16 protein-coding genes are annotated in these 16,607 nt (G+C 67.6%); 11 read left to right on the top strand and 5 right to left on the bottom strand.

What is annotated here, in order from left to right:
- Positions 1 to 3: 3 nt before the first annotated feature.
- From C1A30_RS22825 to C1A30_RS22815, 3 genes are all read left to right on the top strand, one after another.
- Positions 4 to 300 carry a hypothetical protein gene (locus C1A30_RS22825; protein ID WP_101950656.1) on the top strand — a complete coding sequence of 99 codons (297 nt, stop codon included), beginning with the start codon at positions 4 to 6 and terminating at the stop codon, positions 298 to 300.
- A complete protein-coding gene (locus C1A30_RS22820) occupies positions 257 to 1,900 on the top strand; it encodes a S53 family peptidase (protein ID WP_101950655.1) in 1,644 nt (547 codons plus the stop codon). Before C1A30_RS22825 ends, C1A30_RS22820 begins: the two co-directional genes overlap by 44 nt.
- 104 nt (positions 1,901 to 2,004) lie before the next feature.
- Positions 2,005 to 3,756: a zinc ribbon domain-containing protein gene (locus C1A30_RS22815; RefSeq protein ID WP_235010152.1), complete on the top strand. Its 1,752-nt coding sequence runs from the start codon at positions 2,005 to 2,007 to the stop codon at positions 3,754 to 3,756.
- On the opposite strand, the gene C1A30_RS22810 is transcribed toward C1A30_RS22815, so the two are convergent.
- Positions 3,753 to 4,853, bottom strand: coding sequence for a hypothetical protein (locus C1A30_RS22810; protein ID WP_101950653.1), 1,101 nt, complete (start codon positions 4,851 to 4,853; stop codon positions 3,753 to 3,755). The two genes, C1A30_RS22815 and C1A30_RS22810, sit on opposite strands and share 4 nt — an antisense overlap.
- A gap of 124 nt (positions 4,854 to 4,977) precedes the next feature.
- On the opposite strand from C1A30_RS22810, the gene C1A30_RS22805 reads away from it, so the two are divergent.
- Positions 4,978 to 5,790 (top strand): family 16 glycosylhydrolase, encoded by an 813-nt coding sequence (locus C1A30_RS22805; protein WP_101950652.1) that lies wholly within the window; start codon positions 4,978 to 4,980, stop codon positions 5,788 to 5,790.
- On the opposite strand, the gene C1A30_RS22800 is transcribed toward C1A30_RS22805, so the two are convergent.
- Positions 5,791 to 7,251, bottom strand: coding sequence for a glycosyltransferase family 39 protein (locus tag C1A30_RS22800; RefSeq protein WP_101950651.1), 1,461 nt, complete (start codon positions 7,249 to 7,251; stop codon positions 5,791 to 5,793).
- Between the two features lie 42 nt (positions 7,252 to 7,293).
- On the opposite strand from C1A30_RS22800, the gene C1A30_RS22795 reads away from it, so the two are divergent.
- Genes C1A30_RS22795 through C1A30_RS22780 form a run of 4 tightly spaced genes read left to right on the top strand, consistent with a single transcriptional unit; the run spans position 7,294 to position 10,299 of the window.
- On the top strand, positions 7,294 to 8,469 hold the full coding sequence (locus C1A30_RS22795; protein WP_200828402.1) for an NAD(P)/FAD-dependent oxidoreductase: 1,176 nt from the start codon (positions 7,294 to 7,296) through the stop codon (positions 8,467 to 8,469).
- A 17-nt stretch (positions 8,470 to 8,486) separates the two neighbouring features.
- Entirely contained in the window at positions 8,487 to 9,056 is a 570-nt protein-coding gene (locus C1A30_RS22790; RefSeq protein WP_101952814.1) for a DUF4389 domain-containing protein, read from the top strand.
- On the top strand, positions 9,053 to 9,679 hold the full coding sequence (locus tag C1A30_RS22785; RefSeq protein WP_101950650.1) for a class I SAM-dependent methyltransferase: 627 nt from the start codon (positions 9,053 to 9,055) through the stop codon (positions 9,677 to 9,679). The genes C1A30_RS22790 and C1A30_RS22785 overlap by 4 nt, the downstream gene beginning before the upstream one ends.
- 50 nt (positions 9,680 to 9,729) lie before the next feature.
- Positions 9,730 to 10,299 carry a hypothetical protein gene (locus tag C1A30_RS22780; RefSeq protein WP_101950649.1) on the top strand — a complete coding sequence of 190 codons (570 nt, stop codon included), beginning with the start codon at positions 9,730 to 9,732 and terminating at the stop codon, positions 10,297 to 10,299.
- A gap of 83 nt (positions 10,300 to 10,382) precedes the next feature.
- Here the strand turns inward: C1A30_RS22780 and C1A30_RS22775 are convergent, their stop codons facing one another.
- Both C1A30_RS22775 and C1A30_RS22770 read right to left on the bottom strand, forming a co-directional pair.
- Positions 10,383 to 12,767 carry an FtsX-like permease family protein gene (locus C1A30_RS22775; protein ID WP_235010353.1) on the bottom strand — a complete coding sequence of 795 codons (2,385 nt, stop codon included), beginning with the start codon at positions 12,765 to 12,767 and terminating at the stop codon, positions 10,383 to 10,385.
- An 89-nt stretch (positions 12,768 to 12,856) separates the two neighbouring features.
- On the bottom strand, positions 12,857 to 13,552 hold the full coding sequence (locus tag C1A30_RS22770; protein ID WP_101952813.1) for an ABC transporter ATP-binding protein: 696 nt from the start codon (positions 13,550 to 13,552) through the stop codon (positions 12,857 to 12,859).
- Between the two features lie 154 nt (positions 13,553 to 13,706).
- Between C1A30_RS22770 and C1A30_RS22765 the strand changes: the two genes are divergently transcribed.
- A complete protein-coding gene (locus C1A30_RS22765) occupies positions 13,707 to 14,021 on the top strand; it encodes an intersectin-EH binding protein Ibp1 (protein WP_101950647.1) in 315 nt (104 codons plus the stop codon).
- A gap of 164 nt (positions 14,022 to 14,185) precedes the next feature.
- On the top strand, positions 14,186 to 14,860 hold the full coding sequence (locus C1A30_RS22760; RefSeq protein ID WP_101950646.1) for a hypothetical protein: 675 nt from the start codon (positions 14,186 to 14,188) through the stop codon (positions 14,858 to 14,860).
- Between the two features lie 3 nt (positions 14,861 to 14,863).
- Here C1A30_RS22760 and C1A30_RS22755 read toward each other — a convergent pair whose 3' ends face one another.
- Positions 14,864 to 15,634: an SDR family NAD(P)-dependent oxidoreductase gene (locus C1A30_RS22755; RefSeq protein WP_235010150.1), complete on the bottom strand. Its 771-nt coding sequence runs from the start codon at positions 15,632 to 15,634 to the stop codon at positions 14,864 to 14,866.
- A gap of 58 nt (positions 15,635 to 15,692) precedes the next feature.
- On the opposite strand from C1A30_RS22755, the gene C1A30_RS22750 reads away from it, so the two are divergent.
- Positions 15,693 to 16,568, top strand: coding sequence for a hypothetical protein (locus tag C1A30_RS22750; protein ID WP_101950645.1), 876 nt, complete (start codon positions 15,693 to 15,695; stop codon positions 16,566 to 16,568).
- Positions 16,569 to 16,607: the final 39 nt, after the last annotated feature.

Genomic DNA, 16,607 nt, shown 5'->3' with positions numbered 1-16,607 from the left:
ATCATGGCAACACTTTTCTCGACTCGCCGATTCGCCGCTGTGGCGGGCCTGTCGGCGATCGTCGCAATGGGTGCGATGACGGCCGCATGCGCCAAGGAAGAAGTCAAGGCGCCCGAAACCACGACGACGACCACCACCACGACCGCAACGACCGCCACCTCGGGAGCGGGCGCGCCGTCGGCGCCGTCGGAGAAGAGCATCGACCCGACCGGCGGTAACCTGTTCACTCCGCCCGTTCAGGCCACCCCGGCGCCGAATGTTCCGCCTGGCCAGCATCCCGGTATCAACGGCGTTCCGTAAGCGCCGGATTCGGGTGCGTCACCGCCTGCTGGCGATCGTCGCGGCGGGGGTGCTGGTGCTTGCCGCCGGTGTCTATACGCGGGTTCCCGACCAGCAACCGGGTATTCGTGGCCCGATGGCGTTGTTGCTTGCCAGTTCAACGGATCTCGGGCCGTCCCGGGACGGTAGTGTGCAACTGACGGCTGCGCTGTCCGACTCGGTTCGGCCTGCCGCGTTGTTCGAATGGGCCGGTGCACAACGCATGTGGGTGCGGTGGCGGCCCGGCGACGCGTGGGCGGTCATCGAGGGTGCGGCTCAGGATGTGGCAACCGCGTTCGGTGTGCCGGTGCACGACTACCGTGGACGCAAGGGGCAGGTGTTCTACGCGTCGCCGCAACAGCCCGCGGTGCCCGAACCGGTGCGCGGCGTGGTCAGCGAACTGGGCCGCATCCTCGGCTACACCCCGCACCGCGAGGCGTCGCCGGGGATTTTGCCGCTGGATGTGCCGAGCGGCGGGTTGGGGCCGAAGGCATTGCTGGAGGCCTACAACGCCAACCCCCTTGCCGCCGCTGGCTTCACCGGCAAGGGCGCGACCATCGTGTTCTTCGAATTCAGTGGATACGACCAGAAAGACCTCGACGCGTTCGCGGACTCGTCCGGACTGCCGCGGTTCACCCCTGTGCTGGTCGGCGGTCAGCCGGGACCGTCCGGCGCCGAGACCGTGATGGATCTCGAAGTGGCACATGCCATTGCGCCCGACGCGACGAAGGTGGTGGTCAACGCCAGACCCACCGTCGAAGGCGACGGGGCATACGAAAAGATCGGGCAGTTGTTCGAGTCAGTCGATCGGCAGTTCCCCGGCGCGGTGTGGAGTCTGTCGATCGGCTGGGGGTGTGATGCGCTGCTGAAGGCCGCGGACCTGGCTCCGGTGGAGGGCGCGCTGGCCACCGCGCAGAAGCACGGCACGTCGGCGTTCGACGCTAGCGGCGACACGGCGAGCCTTGAGTGCAAGGGCGGTGACGAGTGGGCATCGCCGCCCGGCCCGGATGACATTGGACTGGATGCGATTTCGTCGCTGCCCGCGATGACGTCGGTCGGCGGGACCACCCTGTCGACCGACCAGAACGGCGGTTGGATGGGCGAACGCGCCTGGGTCGATTCGCCGCTGTCCCAAGGCACCAGCGGTGGCGTGTCGGCGCTGTTCAACCGTCCGGCGTGGCAGCGCAACATTTCGGTGGAACGCGACATCAAGCAGCGTCGCCTGGCCCCTGACGTGTCCGCCGTCGCCGACCCGTTCACCGGTGTGCGGATCGTGTTCAATCAGCAGGACGCGGTCGGCGCGGGCACATCACAGGCCGCACCGATCTGGGCCGCGCTGACGGTGTTGATGAACCAGTACCTGGTCGCCAACGGCGGACACCAGCTGGGCAACATCAACCCGCTGCTCTACCGGGTGGCCGCCGGTGCGAACCGTCCTGCGTTCCGCGACATCAGTTTTGGCGGCAACGCCGTCGACCTGTCGCAACCCGGATACGACATGGTGACGGGTCTCGGCAGCCCCAACGTCGACTTCCTGGTCCGGGATCTGCTGGAGATCCAGAGGGGCGTCGCGCCGCGATGATGCACTGCCCGGTCTGTGACGCGGAGGTGCCTGCGGCCGCGTTCTGCGGTACCTGCGGCACACACCTTCCTGCGGAGCGCGGTGAGCGCAGGGGCCGCCTGCGCATGAGCGCATCAGCGGCGGCACCGGGTGAACACGTGCTGCGGTTGTCGATTGCGAGCACCCTGTTTCCGCATCTGCCGCACCGCTCGCGGGCACCGTTTCGGGCGGCGATGGCGCTGGCGTTCCTGGCGTTGGTGGTATTCGGGCTGCTGCGCTGGCAAGCGCCCCTGATCGCGCTGTCCGCTCTTGCGCTTCCATTGCTGTTCGCCATGTACCTGCGCGCGGCGGATGTCGACGACGATCTGCCCGCCATGGCGTTGATCCTGACTGTGCTGCTCGGGGTGGGGTTCGGAGTGGGTTGGGGGGTGCTGAGCGGAGGACTCATCGCCGAGCGCTACGACGTCGCATTCGGCGACGTCGAGGTCGACGCCGCCACCGTCCTCACCGGACTCGGGGTAGCGCTGCTGACCGCCGTCCTCTCGTTGCTGCCCGCGGTCGTGGTGCGGTTGACCCGGCCGCCAGCGCGAGAGTCGTTGAACGGGTTCGCCATTGGCGCGTTGGGAGCCATCGCGTTCACCGCGGCGGGCACCCTCACCCGGTTCGCGCCCCAATTCGCCACGGGCCCGAAGGTGGACGCCGCGCGGCCGATCACCGAACTCCTTGTTCAGGCGGCGATTCTCGGCGTCGCCCTCCCGTTGACCGCCGCGGCGCTCGGCGGACTGTTCGGCGGGGCGCTGTGGTTCACGCCGCCCGCGGGCAGCAGTCGGCGACCGGCGGTGGTGCTGCTCGCGGCGAGTGCCGCAGCGGCCCTGCTGCTGTACAGCCTTCTCGGGGTGATGGAGTCACTGCCCTTCTTCGAAGGACTGCATCTCGGACTGCACTTGGTGATCGCGGCGATCGCCTTGCTGGCCCTACGGATCGGGCTGCAGGCGATGCTGCTGTACGAGGAGCGCGACCCGCAGGCACCCGATCGGCATGTGTTGTGCCCGCACTGCGACCATGTGGTGCCGGACACGGCTTTCTGCCCGAACTGCGGGGTGGCCGCGCGTGCCTCGTCGCGGACGGCGCGCCAGCAACGGCGCGCACCCCCAAGCGCACCCGTGACCCGACCGGGTTACGCGATGCCGGCGGGCTCGTATGAGACCGCGCCGACCCGACACATCACTCATGCCAGGGTGTTGACGGGTCTGGGGGTCGGCACTGCCGTCGTGGCCGCCGCGGCGGTCGCGGTGTCGGTGCTGGCGACGCCCGAGTCGCCGAAGTTCGTGTGTCCGCCCGATTGTGGGCAGCCGCCGATCGGCGAACCCGTCGAAACGAACCCGTGGTTCATGTCGAGCGACGGCAGGTTCTCCGTCCAATATCCCCGCGCGGGGACGGCGTATGAGGTGACGTTCGATCCCGACGGGGTGAACGTGGACTTCACCGCGGGCGACACCGGCAGGATGCAGTTCTTCGGACTTCCCGCCAACGGGCGCACTTCCAAGCAGATCGCCGAACAGCTGATCGGGGAGAAATATCCGGACGCCACAACGGATTACGAGATACCCAACGCCATGGTCGGCTATCAGCCCGGCTACGGGGTGGTCAAAGACGCCTACCCGCAGGACTCGGCGGGCACCTTCACACGGCTGAGGCTACTGGTGATGGTGGCGATCAAGAAGAACTACGCGTTGGTGGCGGCGGCGATCGGCCCCTACCACGAATTCAGCCCGAGCTTCGGCAGCGGCCACCCGTCGGGGGTCAACATGCAACTGGCTCTGGACATGGGCAAGTACGTGAACAGCTTCATCTGGCGCGACAACTCGCACCGTTAATTGCCGTAGCCGTACTGCGGTTCGTGGAATCGGTTGATGATCGGGATGCGTTCGATGATCCGGTCGCGCAACCGCGGCTGCGGCGGCGGCGCTGGCGGCACGTAAACCGGCGCGGGCGCGGGCGGTACGTAGTTCGGCGCGGGCGGCACGGACGCCGGTTCGGGCGCAGGCGCTGCGGGCGGCGGTACGACCATCGGGATGGCGTCCGGCACATCCGGCAGTGGCGCTGCGGCCTCGACGATGGGATGGGCCTCCGGAACCGGCTGCGGCGCAGCGGATGCGGGCGCAGCCTGAGCGGAAGGCGCGGCGGATGGCTTCGCGGGCGGCTCGACCGTGGCGGCCGCATCCCGTTGTGCCACAACCGTTTCCCGGTCGGGCGTCAGCCCGATACCGAGCACGGCGGACAGCGAAACGACTAACGCGACGGCCGCCGCCGCCACCACCGACGTCAGCGCGGCGGTCCGCGACGGCATCCGCCACTTTCGAGACGGGGCGGTCAGAGTGTTGACCGCCCCGGCCGACGCCAGCGCGGCGCCCCTGGCCAGCGCGAGGTCGGCTTCGGCCGCGGTGATCACCGGCACGCCCGCCCCGTCGAATGACGCGGCGATGGCATCGAGGTCGCCTGCCGAACCGAGCACGAAGATCGACTCGGGTCGGGCGGCGTGGCGGTCGAGGGTGGCGAAGATCTCGTCGGCCGTCGGTTCGACCCGGTCCGTCGTCACCCCGGCCGCACCCACCACGGTGAGCAGTGCGCCGTCGGGTTCGAACAGGCAGACAGCCACGTCGGTGAAGCCGCCCCGATCGGCGATACCCGCCGCCAGCGCGTCGGCGGCCTCCTCGTCGGACACGGTGATGACGTTGTACAGACCGCGTTCGGTCAGCGCGTCGAGCAGGGTGGATGCGGCCGCCTCGGCCTCATTTGCCCAGGTGATCCCGACGGCGTGCAGTCTGTTGTCGCCCACTGCGGTCAGCACGTCGTCGAGGGTGTCGAAATCCACCGCGTCGCGACTGATTGTGGCGCCCTCGGCCGACGTGCCTTCTACCAGCACCCATCGGACGTCTGCCGAGCTGATCGACAGACCGAGTACGAGGTCCACCTGGTTTGCTCCCCGATCCGGACAAATCGGTTCCGAGCCTACCGCTCTAATCAAATTCTCAAAAACCGTCGGTAAATCGCGCGCGGCCCCGCGTTGTGCCTCTAGGGTTCGAGTCGTGCCTCAGATGGATCGTCGCAACCTGATGTTGATGGCCGGGCTCGGTGCGCTGGCCGCCGCTATCCCCCTACCGGAAGCCGGGGCCGCGCCGCCAAGCGGTGATCCCGGCCGGTACATCTTCTCGGACGAGTTCGACGGACCCGCCGGATCGGCGCCGAACCCGGCGAACTGGACGGTGCAGAGCTGGCAGGACGATGTCTTCCCGCCGGTCGAGGGCATCTACCGCGACGACCGCCGCAACGTGTTCCTGGACGGCAACTCCAACCTGGTCCTGCTGGCCACCCAGGAGTTCGGCAACTACTACAGCGGCAAGGTGCGGGGCAACTGGCGGGTGCCGATCAACACCACCTGGGAGGCGCGGATCAAGCTCGACTGCTTGTTCCCCGGGCTGTGGCCCGCGTTCTGGGCGGTGAACGAGGATCCGCTGCCCGACGGCGAAGTCGACATGTTCGAGTGGTACGGCAACGGGGACTGGGCGCCGGGAACCACGGTGCACGCCGCGTCCAATGGCAAGACCTGGGAAGGAAAGTCGATTCCCGGGATGGTCGACGGCGCCTGGCATACCTGGCGGATGAATTGGGGCGAGGACGGTTTCAAGTTCTGGCGGGATTACACGGACGGCGCGAAGCCGTATTTCACGGTGCCGAACAAGCCGATCCCCGTGCACGGCAATGTGACCGACCTGCGGTGGCCGTTCAACAATCCCGGCTATTGGCTGTCGCCGATGTTCACCCTCGCGGTCGGTGGGGTCGGGGCAGGCGACGCCGCGTTGGGTACCTACCCGGCCGCGTATCTGGTGGACTACATCCGCGTCTGGTAGCTATTTGGTCGCCTTGATCACCTGAACCAGGTTGAACGACCAACGGTCGACGAACTGGAAGCCGAGGCTGTTGGGCACCGCGTATGCGGGCGTATCGGAGAACCGCTGGCCCGGCGTGTCCGCCTGGGTGATGATCCACACGACACGGCAGTCGCTGAGCGGTCCGGCGGTGGCCTCGGGGATCAGGTTGGTGTCGAAGACGTTGTTGAGGTCGGTCGCTCGCTGCCACAGGCTCAGGTCGACCAGCTTCCGGTAGGCGTCAGGCCGCGCGGCCAGCAACGGCCGCATCGGTGCGGGCATGAACGTCACGGTGTCGTTGACGAGCAGGCAGTCACCCGCGGTGGCTTTCGCGGCGATCAGGTCGGCCACCTGGCTGTAGTCCATTCCGTACTTCGCGTACGGACCACGTTGCACGAGAAGGTAATTCGGCGCGGCAGCGATCGCCAAGACGCTCACCACAGCCGCCGCCACCCACGGCTTGACGGCCAGTGCGCCGATGCACACCCCCAACACCAATGCGACCGCAGGCGCGGTGAAGCACAAGTAGCGGGGGGTGTAGATCGGGTTCACGACCGCCGACCAGATGAGGATCACGGCGGTCGGAAGCACCAGCCATGCGGCCGCCAAGGCGAGTAGCCGCCGGTCTGGCTCCGCTGAGGTGAACAGCCACACCGCGACCGCCGTCGCCACCACGAGCGCCGACACGATCGTGAACGGCGGGCTCCTCTCGAAATACTGCTGGATCGTCACGTCCTCGAGCGTGCGTCGGCCCACGGGCGCGATCCAGACGATCTGGTGCACCTGACCGAACGCCTCGCGCACGAAGGGGGCCAACACCACACACGCCAGGCCCGCCGCGACGCCGAACCGTATCAACGTCTTGCGGCCGGGTCGGTATAGGCAGAGGAATGCGATGTGCGCCAACAACATCAGCGCGAGATAGATGTCGAGCAGAGTCGAAGCCGCGAACGCGATGCCGTACGCCACCCAGATCCGCGCGTCGTCGCGGCGAAGAGCGACGACGAACAACAGCGTCAGCCAGACCGCGGCCGCCATCGTCATCGCATACGGCCTGGCTTCGATGCCTGCCCACGTCGATCGGGGCAGGATTCCGCAGATCACTCCTGCGCTCACCGCGACGGTGCGCGACGAGAACTGCTTGGCCAACACCACCACGCCTGCCGCCGCTGCGCCGACGGCCAATCCGCTGGGCGCACGCGACCAGAACTCCGTTGGCGGAAACAGTTGGAACCAGCCGTGCATCACCAGGTAGTACAGGCCGTGGACGGCATCCACATTGCCCAACATCTGCCACAGCGCAGGCAGCGACCGGCTGTAGGAAGCCGAGATGGTCGCCGCTTCGTCGTACCAGAACGACGGTCGGCCCGCACCTGCCAGGCTCACCGCGGCGGCCAGCACCCCGACGACCAGTGGGTCGAGCACGGCCGGCCTCAGTCTCATCAGACGGCTATGTTGCCAGAGCCTTCGTCGTAGCCTGAGTGCGTGGGGAGGAGGCTGCGAATCCTCGTCGTCGGCGCTGGCGTCGGCGGCATCTCCGCAGCCAGGGGATTACTGCGCGACGGACACGACGTCACCGTCGTCGAACAGCGCCCGGACACCCAGCCCGGCGGCGGGGCCGTCACGATCTGGCCCAACGGTGCGACGGTGCTGCAGCAGCTCGGTGTCGACATGACCGGGGCAGGCCAGCGGCTGTTCAGCGTGCGGGTGATGACGTCGACGGGCCGCCCGCTTGTCACGCTGGACCTGACGGCGATCGTGCAACGGCTCGGCGCGTCGGTCCGGATGGTGCCGCGGCGCGTGCTGCTCGAACGCCTGCTCGAGGGCTTCCCGACCGACCGGATCCGATTCGACCGGCGCGCCGCCACGATGTCCGCATCTCGCGACGGGGTGCGCGTGGAGTTCGAGGACGGCGGTGCGGCAGATGCTGATCTGCTCATCGGCGCGGACGGTCTGCATTCGAAGGTGCGAGACGTCGTCGGGGCGCGCGACGCGGAGCCGACGGGTTGGTGTAGCTGGCAGGGGTTGGCCACCCTTGCCGACCTCACCGACAAGCACGTCGCACTTTTGGTCATCGGCGAGCACGGGAACCTCGGGCTGTGGCCCGCGGGCGGATCCGAGGTGCAGTGGTGGTTCGACCTGCCGTGGTCGTTCGGCTTCGTCAGACCCGAATCGCCGATAGCCGTTCTCCGCCAACACTTCACCGGATGGTGCGACGCGGTCGACGGGTTGCTGGCCACGCTGACCGACGCCGATCTGGCCGATTCGCCGTACCCGCACTTCCGGCATCCGGTGCCGGGGCCAGGCCGCGGTCCGCTGACGCTGCTTGGCGACGCCGCGCACACGATGCCGCCGACACTCGCGCAGGGCACCAATCAGGCGCTGCTCGACACGATGGTGCTGTGCAAGGCGCTCGCGGATGTGCGCGGCGATCCGTCGAAAGCGTTGCGCTGGTACGAAAAGACGCGGCGACGCAGCGTATCGGCGGTGTCGCGGGTGACCGCACTGCAGGTGTCGCACACCGAGGCGGTGCTCAGGCCGGCGGCGGTGATCCCGGACCGCTACATGACGTGGGCGCTGACGACCTTCCTCGGCTCGGTGAGTCACCGCCGGATCTCCGCGGAGGTCAGCAGGGATCTCGCGGCCATGCCGAGCTCATGACCGCCGACCCGGTGACGGTGCGCGGCGCCATCGATGCGCCGTCGCGCTGGCTCTGGTTGGTCAAGTGGTGCGTGCTTGCGGTGCCGCACTACCCGATCTTGATCGGCCTGTATCTGGTGTATCCCTTCTCGACTTTCGTTGCAGGCGTGGCGATTTTGTGCACGGGCCGCTATCCGCGCCGGATCTTCGACTTCAACGTCGGGGTGCTGCGGTGGTCCTGGCGGGTGATGAACTACCGATTCCCGATGAACACCACCGACAAGTACCCGCCGTTCACTCTTGCGGCCAGGCCCGACTACCCGGGCGACCTGGACGTCGACTATCCCGATCGGCTGGACCGATGGTCGGTGCTGGTCAAATGGTGGTTGCTGGGCCTGCCGCAGATCGTGCTGTGCTGGGCGATGGAGGCTTTCCTGCAGGCGCTGTGCGTGATCAATGCGGCGTGGTTGTTGGTCAAGGGCTCGATCCACGAAGGCATGTTCGATCTGTTGATGGGGATGGTGCGCTACCGCTACCGGGTGGCTGTCTACGTCTCGTTGATGCGAGACGAATATCCGCCCTTCCGTATGGATTTGGGCATGCCGTGACCCGGCGCAACCCGTTGTTCCCGTATGTCTACCGGCTCGGCACACCGGTGTTCGGGAAGCTGTTCTACGACCGGTATCGCCGCGAGGCGATGAGCTACGCGACCGGTCGGCTGTTGATGATCGGTATCGGACCCGGCACCGACCTGGCGTTCGTGCCGCGGGCGGTGACGTCGATCGCCGCCGTGGAACCGGAGGCGGCGTTTCGGCGGATGGCGTCGACTGCCGCGCGCCGCCGCGGCCTGGTGGTTGACGTGGTGGCCGGGGTGGCAGAGTCGATCCCGTTCCCGGACAACAGCTTTGACTCGGTTCACGTCGGCCTGGTGCTGTGCTCGGTCGACAACGTGCACGTGGCACTCGACGAGATCCGGCGGGTGCTCACGCCGGCGGGACGGTTGGTGGTCCTCGAGCACGTCCGCGGCGACGGTGTGATGGGCCGGTTCCAGGATCTGATCGCCAGGCCGTGGGCCGCGGTGGCGTCCGGGTGCCATCCCAACCGCAGGACCGTCGAGGCTATCGCCTCGGCAGGCTTCGACACCGCGGGCCTGCGCCGCATCCGCCGCACAGCCGTGCCGCCGCCGTGCACACCGCAGCTGCTCGGTTTCGCGACGTCGGCGCACGGTTGAACTTCCCGCGAGGGCGCTTCGTGACTCCTATAGGGGAAAGGGAGCGACCCATGACAAACGCACACAAGATCGGATGCATGTGGGCCCTGGCCATCGCGCTGGGCGTCGGGTTGGCGGCGGTGAGCACGCCGGCGATCGCGGCGGCGGATTCAAAGAAGGGGGAGTCGTCGCAGTCGTCGCATCCGCCGTCGGCCAAGAAGAGCACGGCGTCGACCAAAAACGACAGCCCCAAGCCGCATCGGCGTGCGCCGAAGAAGAAGGCGCCTTTCACCAAGGTGTCAGCACTGCAGGTGCGCTCGACGGCCGCTGCACCCAAACCGAACGCCGACCCGGGTTTCATCAGCTCGACACACGGCTTCTTCGGCCTGTTCTCGGTGACCTCGGCCGCCGATCCCGACGACAACTATGTCGCGTTCGTGCTTCGCACACCGTTGTTCACCAACGTGCTGACGTCGGGCACCGACCCGGAGAACAACCTGGGCTTGGGGCGCGCGAGCACCGGTGCGGCCGGGCATACGGTGAACACGTTCATCGGTCCGTTCGCGACCTTCTCGCTCGCGATCCCGGTCGAGGACCCGTTCGCTCCGCTGTTCACCGAGCTTGTGCGGGCCGGCTTTTGATCATTCGACGCTGACGGCCATCGAAAGCGACGTTTTGCAGGGGAAGTGCGAGTAGACCGCTGCAAAACGTCACTTTCGCGGAATCACTCGACGCTGACGGCCTCGATGATGTTGAGCCGCGCGGCCCGTCGCGCGGGCGGCACCGAGCCGAGCAGGCTGATGGCGATCGCCCCGAGGGTGAAGGCGAGCGCCATCGGGCTCGGCCGGAACTCGACGGTGAAGTTCATGATGTCGCCGCTGACGAGGCTGTAGAGCCATTGGTCGGCCAGCCCGAACATCAGCCCGAGCACGCCGCCGACGACACCGATGGCGGCCGCTTCGGCAAGCACCATGCCGAGGGTCAGTCTGCGGCTGGATCCCATGGCGCGCAGCACGCCGATCTCCCGGCGTCGTTCCAGCACCGACAGCGTCAGCGTGTTCAGCAGCGCGACGGCGGCCACGAACGCGACGATGATCCACACCGCGTTGGCGATGAACATGCTCTGCCGCATCGGTGCTTCCATGCCTGCCAAGGCCGCCGCACCGTCGTATACGTAGTTCTCGGGGGGCACGACTTGTCGGATGTCTCGCAGAACCCCTGGGGTGCCGGCTATTTGAAGCGTGGTGGCGGCCGGCCGGTCGAACCATGCGCGCATCTGACCGAGTTCCATTCCGACGGTGCCGATTACGGTGGAGAAGTAGGGCACCAGCGCCAACACCGTCACCTGCTGCACACCGTGCGGCGTCTGCATCCGCAGCGTGTCGCCGGCCTTGACCTGAAGTGACCTGCCCAGGTTCTGGGTGAGCACGACACCGCGACCGGCGAGCACCTCGTCGCGTGTCCGGGCGTCGAGCGCCTGGTACAGCGGATCGGCGGTGCCGGGGGAGAATCCGTCGAGCATGACGCGGGTGCCTGACACGTCGGCGAAGGCGAACGAGCCCTCGACCACCCGGTGGACTCCCGGCACCGCGCGCACTTGATCCGAAAGGCCCTGCGGCAGAGGGGTGGTCGCGTACCGGTCGGGCGAATCCGCGCTCACCCAGACATCGACGCCCGCCACGGGTGCGAAGATGGCGCGCGCCGAGCGGATCATGTCGGTGTTCGTGCCCGTGATGAGGACCGTGGTGACCACCGCGATCAGCACGGTCATGACGGTGGCCCACACCCGCCGCGGGGAGCGCTCGATGGTCGCGGAGGCCAGCGACCCGGCGGAGCCGAGCATCCTGGCGACGACGGCGGTGGCCTTGACGATCGACGCCGCGACGGCGAAGCCGATGGCGATCTCGGCGCAGAACAAAGCGGACATCGCAGCGACGGCGATGGTGCCGCTTCGGCCGAGGACGATCATGATCGACACGGCGAACACCGCGATGGCGCCGACTCCGACCGCGACGCGCAGCCACCTCGGCACCCGGTCCGCCGCCGACACGCCGACCGGTGCCAGCGCCTCGATCGGTGACACCTTGTACACCTGCCTGGCCGCCGTGGCCGCCGCGACGACACTGGTGAGCACCGTCGTCGCGAGGGCGATCGGAATCGCGTACCCCGGCAGCCAGTACTGGACCCTGGCCTCCAGCCCCTGGGTCAGCGCCGGGGGCAGTCGTCCAATCGCGATGCGGCCCAGCGCTATTCCGGCGGCTGACCCGATGGCACCGCCGATGACGCCGAGCCCCGCCGTCTCGGCCAACATGTCGCGCACGATGGTGGCGCGCCTGGCGCCGATCGCGCGGAGCATGGAGAGCACGGGTCGGCGCTGGGTGATCGCCATGGTCATGGTGGTGTAGATGAGGAACGCGCCGACGATGAGCGCGACCACCGCGCCCATCAACGCCATGTAGTTCATCATCTTGACGCCGTCACCCGCCCGTGCCGCCCGCATGCTCGGCGGCGCGACGATCGCACGGCCGTCGACGGCCTTGTTGACCGCGTCGCGCACCACCGCGAGGTCCACGCCAGGTCGGGTGGTGATCAGGATCGAGTCGAGTTGGCCTGTTCTGCCGGTGACGTTCTGCGCCAGCGCGAGCGGGGCGAGCACATACTGCCCGCTGTTGAGGTCGCTGAGTTGCTCGCCTTCGAGCACATCGGTGACGGTCACCTCGCCGGCGCCCAACTGGAATTTGTCGCCCTTGGCATAGCCGACGCCTGGCCCGACCTGCACACCGTCCGGTGTCTGCGCCAGCTGCTCGACCGGTTGGGCGACAGCGTCTTTGAGCGCGCCGCCCAGTTCGGCGCTGCTCTTGTCGGCGCCGAACAGCAGGACCGGTCCGGATCGCGTCTGCGCCGTCATCCGGATCATCGGCGCGGCGGTGGCGACGCCGGGTATCGCGGCGACCTCGGCGGTGATCGAGTCACCGAACCCGGCGTCGGTGATACCCGACACCTCGAGGGCGGCGATACCGGCGACGCTGTCGGCGAGCCGGCTGACTGATCCGGTGATCGACCCGAAGATGCCGAAGACGGCGACGAGATACATTGCAGAAACTGCCATTACGGCGATCGAAGCGACGGTCCGTCGACGATGCACGACGAGCTCACGCAGACTGAACACCCGCAACCGGCTTGCCGCGGCGGTGATGGTCACGGCAGTACCGACATCTCGTCGGACGTGAGCCGCCCGTCCTGCAATGTGATCACCCGATCGGTGACGGCCGAGGCGTCGGGATTGTGCGTCACCATCACGACCACCCTGCCGCGGCCCTGTTCGTGCGCGACCTCGGCGAGCAGCGCCAAAATCGCAGCGCCCGTTGTGGTGTCGAGGTTTCCGGTCGGCTCGTCGGCCAGGATCAGCGGTGGATCCATCATCAGGGCCCTGGCCACCGCGACCCGCTGCATCTGCCCGCCGGACAGTTCGGACGGGCGGTGCTCGATCCTGTCGCCCAGTCCGACCCGGTCCAGCAGCCTTAACGCGTCGGGTTTGGCCTTGCTCAACCGGACCCCGTCGAGAAGTTTGGGGACCGCGACGTTCTCCCATGCCGACAGCGTCGGCAACAGGTTGAAGAACTGGAAGACGAAGCCGACGCGGTGGTGCCGGAACGCCGACTGCTGTTCGTCGGTGAGGGCGCCGATCTCGTCGCCGTCGAACGTGATCGAACCGGAGTCGGGGGAATCCAGCGCGCCGAGCACGTGCAGCAGGGTGCTCTTGCCCGCACCCGAGGGCCCGACGATGGATATGAATTGGCCGCCGGCCAGGCGCAGGCTGATTCCGTCGAGCGCGCGAACCGGTTGACCCCCGACCGTGTATTCACGGACCACGTCGCGCAGTTCGATGGTCAGTTCTGCAGCGTCGCTCATGGCGGGTCACCCCTGCTCGGGCAGCTTACTCGGGAGCAGACTTCTCAACCTGCGATTTCGGCCCCGTAAGCAGCGGCGATGCCTACAGTTGATGACCTCTGGTGTGAATAACCGGAGACTTCAGAAAGGAGCGGCGATGACTCTGCAGCTTTCGTCGCGGCGATCCATCCTTCTCGGCGCATTCGCCCTCGCCGTTGCCGCGGCGCCGGCGGTTGCCGCCGTAGGCGTTTCATCGACGCTGACGCACGTCGCTGAATGCCCGCCCGGTTACGTCACCGAGGAGACCAGCGGGGCGTGCGTGATGGGCGGCGCGCCTGCGGGCGGGGAATCGGCGGTGCCCGGCAACCCGGCCATGCCCGAGGTCGACGGCATTCCGTGCACCGGCGCGAACACCGGCGAATGCATCGGATTGCAGGAATCCCAGGGTGGGGGCGCCGCTCCGATTCCGTGATTGTTCACACGTCGACCGAGACTCTGTGATCGGCGGCCGTAGGTGCCTGACCTGCGGAAATGGTGCACGCGTCGGCTGGGGGTCCGAACCGCGTGACCCCCGTTCTGTGACCGCGTCGTGACAACTTCGTGACATTTGCCCCTGGTATTTCGTATCGTGCTTGCGTGGGCCGGCACTCATTAGCCATCCAGCGGCGTAAGCCACCTGTGGCGCTGGCTGCGCTCATCGCCCCGGCTGCCATGTTCTTCGCCGTCGCCGCGGACGTCCATCCGTTGGCCGCCGAACGCGAGATCAAACCGGTCGCGCCCAAGCCCGCACCCGCCCCCGAACCGCCCGCGCCGTGCTGCTTCGAGATCGTCGCTGCGCCGCCCGGACTGCCGTCAGTGGTGCCGCCGGGAGCGAATCCCGCACCCGCGCAATTCGTTTCGGCGGCGTCGCGGTACCGGGTGGTCGACCGTGCACTGCCAGCGGGCGTCGCACCCGAGAAGGGTCTGCAGGTCAGGACGATTCTGACCGCGCGCCATATCAGCGCCGACTTTCCCGAGATCCGATCGATCGGCGGCGTCCGACCGGATGCGCTGCGGTGGCATCCCAACGGGTTGGCGCTCGACGTGATGATCCCCAACCCGAGTAGTGCCGCGGGTATCGCGCTCGGCAACCAGATCGTGGCGTACGTGCTGCAGAACGCGAAGGTCTTCGGGATCCAGGACGCCATCTGGCGCGGGGTCTACTACACCCCGGGCGGCGCCAAGAGCGGCGGCTACGGCCATTTCGACCACGTGCATGTCACCACCACGGGTGGCGGCTACCCGACCGGCGGTGAGACCTACTACCGCTGAGGCTCACGGGCGGAAGGTGACGCCGCCGTCGACGCTGATGGTCTGGGCGGTGATGAAGCTGCCGTCGTCGGACAGCAGCAGCGCACCCAATGCGGCCACGTCGTCGGGTTTTCCGAAGCGAGACTTGATCATCTGGCGTGCCCTTGTCTGTTCGACGATGTCGTCGGGCATCCACTGCTCGTCGAACTTGTAGTGCCAAATCAGGCCTGGCGCAATGGCATTGGCGCGGATGCCCTTGGGTCCGTAGCGGCGCGCGATGTGGCGCATCAGCGCGAGTTCGGCGGCCTTGCTCATGGCGTAGGAGACGCGGGTGCCTGCGCCGTTGTAGGCGTCGATGGATGCGGTGAACACGATCGACCCGCCGCCGGCTTCGATCATCGGCGGGATCGCGTGCTTGGCGCAGATGACGAACCCGCGGGTGTTGACGCGCATGACTTCGTCGAACGCTTCGAGTGGCAGTTCGACGACGCCCCCGGGCTCATAGGCGTCGGCGGCGTTGGTGAAGTTGACGTGCATGCCGTCGAGGCGGCCGAAGGTGTGAACGGCGAGGTCGACGATCGCTTCGACCGAGTCCTCGTCGGCACCGTCGAGCGGTAGCCCTTTGACGCGCGCACCGGACGGGTCGACCTCGGCGGCCACCCGCGCGGTCAGGTCGGCGTCGAGGTCGCCGATCACGAGCAGCGCGCCCTCGTCGGCGTAGCGGTGCGCCAGGCCGTTGCCGATGCCGCCGAGGCCGGCGACGATGACGACCTTGTTCTCGAGTAGTCCCGCCATGGCTCAGATGCTTCCTTATTGACCGCGGAGGCGACTGCAACGGTGGGACGATTCGTGGATGTCGTTCCGGCGTGCGCGAACGGTGCTCAGGGCCGAACTGGCGGCGATTCGGCGCCGCGACCCCGACGTGGACGCCGGCGACATCACTCTGTTCACGCTGGCGTTGGTGGTGCGCGCAGCGGGGTTGGCGGTCATCGGTGTCGTACCGCTGCTCGTGGTGCGCAACGGTGCAGTCGAAAACTCGCAGTTGGTGCCGATCATCGGGTCGGTCGCGCTGGTGATCATCTGCGCGGCGGTGGTGGCATGGCTGATGGCGATCGTCATCTCCGGCCTGATCGTGATGATCCTCTACCGCACGCGGCCCGCCGCTTCGTCCCAGCTCGTTGCTCGGATTCTGACCGACTCGTTCATGCGCATCGACGACTCGACGTCGGCGCTCGCGCTGGTGGCCCTGTTGGCGGGGCTGGTGTCACTGGCGTTCGGGCTGCCGACCAGATCAGGGGACGAGTTGTCCAACCCGGTGCTCGATGATTTGCTGACCGCTCAAGTCGGGGTGCTGTTGGCCGTGTTGGGCATCGCGTTCGTCGGCGAGGCCATTCGGTCGTCGGCGGACATCGTTGACGATCAGTCGTTGATGTTCGCATGGCCCTGGGCGCTGCTGATCTCGTGCGTCAGTTGGGCTCTGGCGACGGTCGCTGGTCCGTTCGAGGCCACCCGCATGTTGACGATCCTGCTCAACGAATGGTTGCCCGCCACCGTCGACGGTGTGCCTCGCAGCCAGCTCATCGCGGAGTTGGTGCCGCCGTCCGCACGCTGGTGGGTGGCCTTCGGACCGTTGCCGATCATCGCCGCGATCTGGGCATATCAGGCCAGGCGGCATGGCGGATTCAAGCAGTTGCGGGAGTTCCTCGCCGGCGATCCGTCGCCGTCGTGATGAGTTTCGCGCGCTAGTGCTGTCTGTACAGGAGGAGAA

The sequence above is a fragment of the Mycobacterium sp. 3519A genome (assembly GCF_900240945.1).
GTDB lineage: Bacteria > Actinomycetota > Actinomycetes > Mycobacteriales > Mycobacteriaceae > Mycobacterium.
Note: the sequence above shows the minus strand (reverse complement) of the source record. Positions and strands in the feature narration are given on the sequence as shown.

What these genes read in the sequence shown, in the direction of transcription:
- C1A30_RS22825 (WP_101950656.1), top strand. Translation starts at nt 4, where the DNA reads ATGGCAACACTTTTCTCGACTCGCCGATTCGCCGCTGTGGCGGGCCTG.
- C1A30_RS22820 (WP_101950655.1), top strand. Translation starts at nt 257, where the DNA reads ATGTTCCGCCTGGCCAGCATCCCGGTATCAACGGCGTTCCGTAAGCGC.
- C1A30_RS22815 (WP_235010152.1), top strand. Translation starts at nt 2,005, where the DNA reads ATGAGCGCATCAGCGGCGGCACCGGGTGAACACGTGCTGCGGTTGTCG.
- C1A30_RS22805 (WP_101950652.1), top strand. Translation starts at nt 4,978, where the DNA reads ATGGATCGTCGCAACCTGATGTTGATGGCCGGGCTCGGTGCGCTGGCC.
- C1A30_RS22800 (WP_101950651.1), bottom strand. Translation starts at nt 7,251, where the DNA reads ATGAGACTGAGGCCGGCCGTGCTCGACCCACTGGTCGTCGGGGTGCTG.
- C1A30_RS22780 (WP_101950649.1), top strand. Translation starts at nt 9,730, where the DNA reads ATGACAAACGCACACAAGATCGGATGCATGTGGGCCCTGGCCATCGCG.
- C1A30_RS22775 (WP_235010353.1), bottom strand. Translation starts at nt 12,767, where the DNA reads ATGGCAGTTTCTGCAATGTATCTCGTCGCCGTCTTCGGCATCTTCGGG.
- C1A30_RS22765 (WP_101950647.1), top strand. Translation starts at nt 13,707, where the DNA reads ATGACTCTGCAGCTTTCGTCGCGGCGATCCATCCTTCTCGGCGCATTC.
- C1A30_RS22755 (WP_235010150.1), bottom strand. Translation starts at nt 15,634, where the DNA reads ATGGCGGGACTACTCGAGAACAAGGTCGTCATCGTCGCCGGCCTCGGC.
- C1A30_RS22750 (WP_101950645.1), top strand. Translation starts at nt 15,693, where the DNA reads ATGTCGTTCCGGCGTGCGCGAACGGTGCTCAGGGCCGAACTGGCGGCG.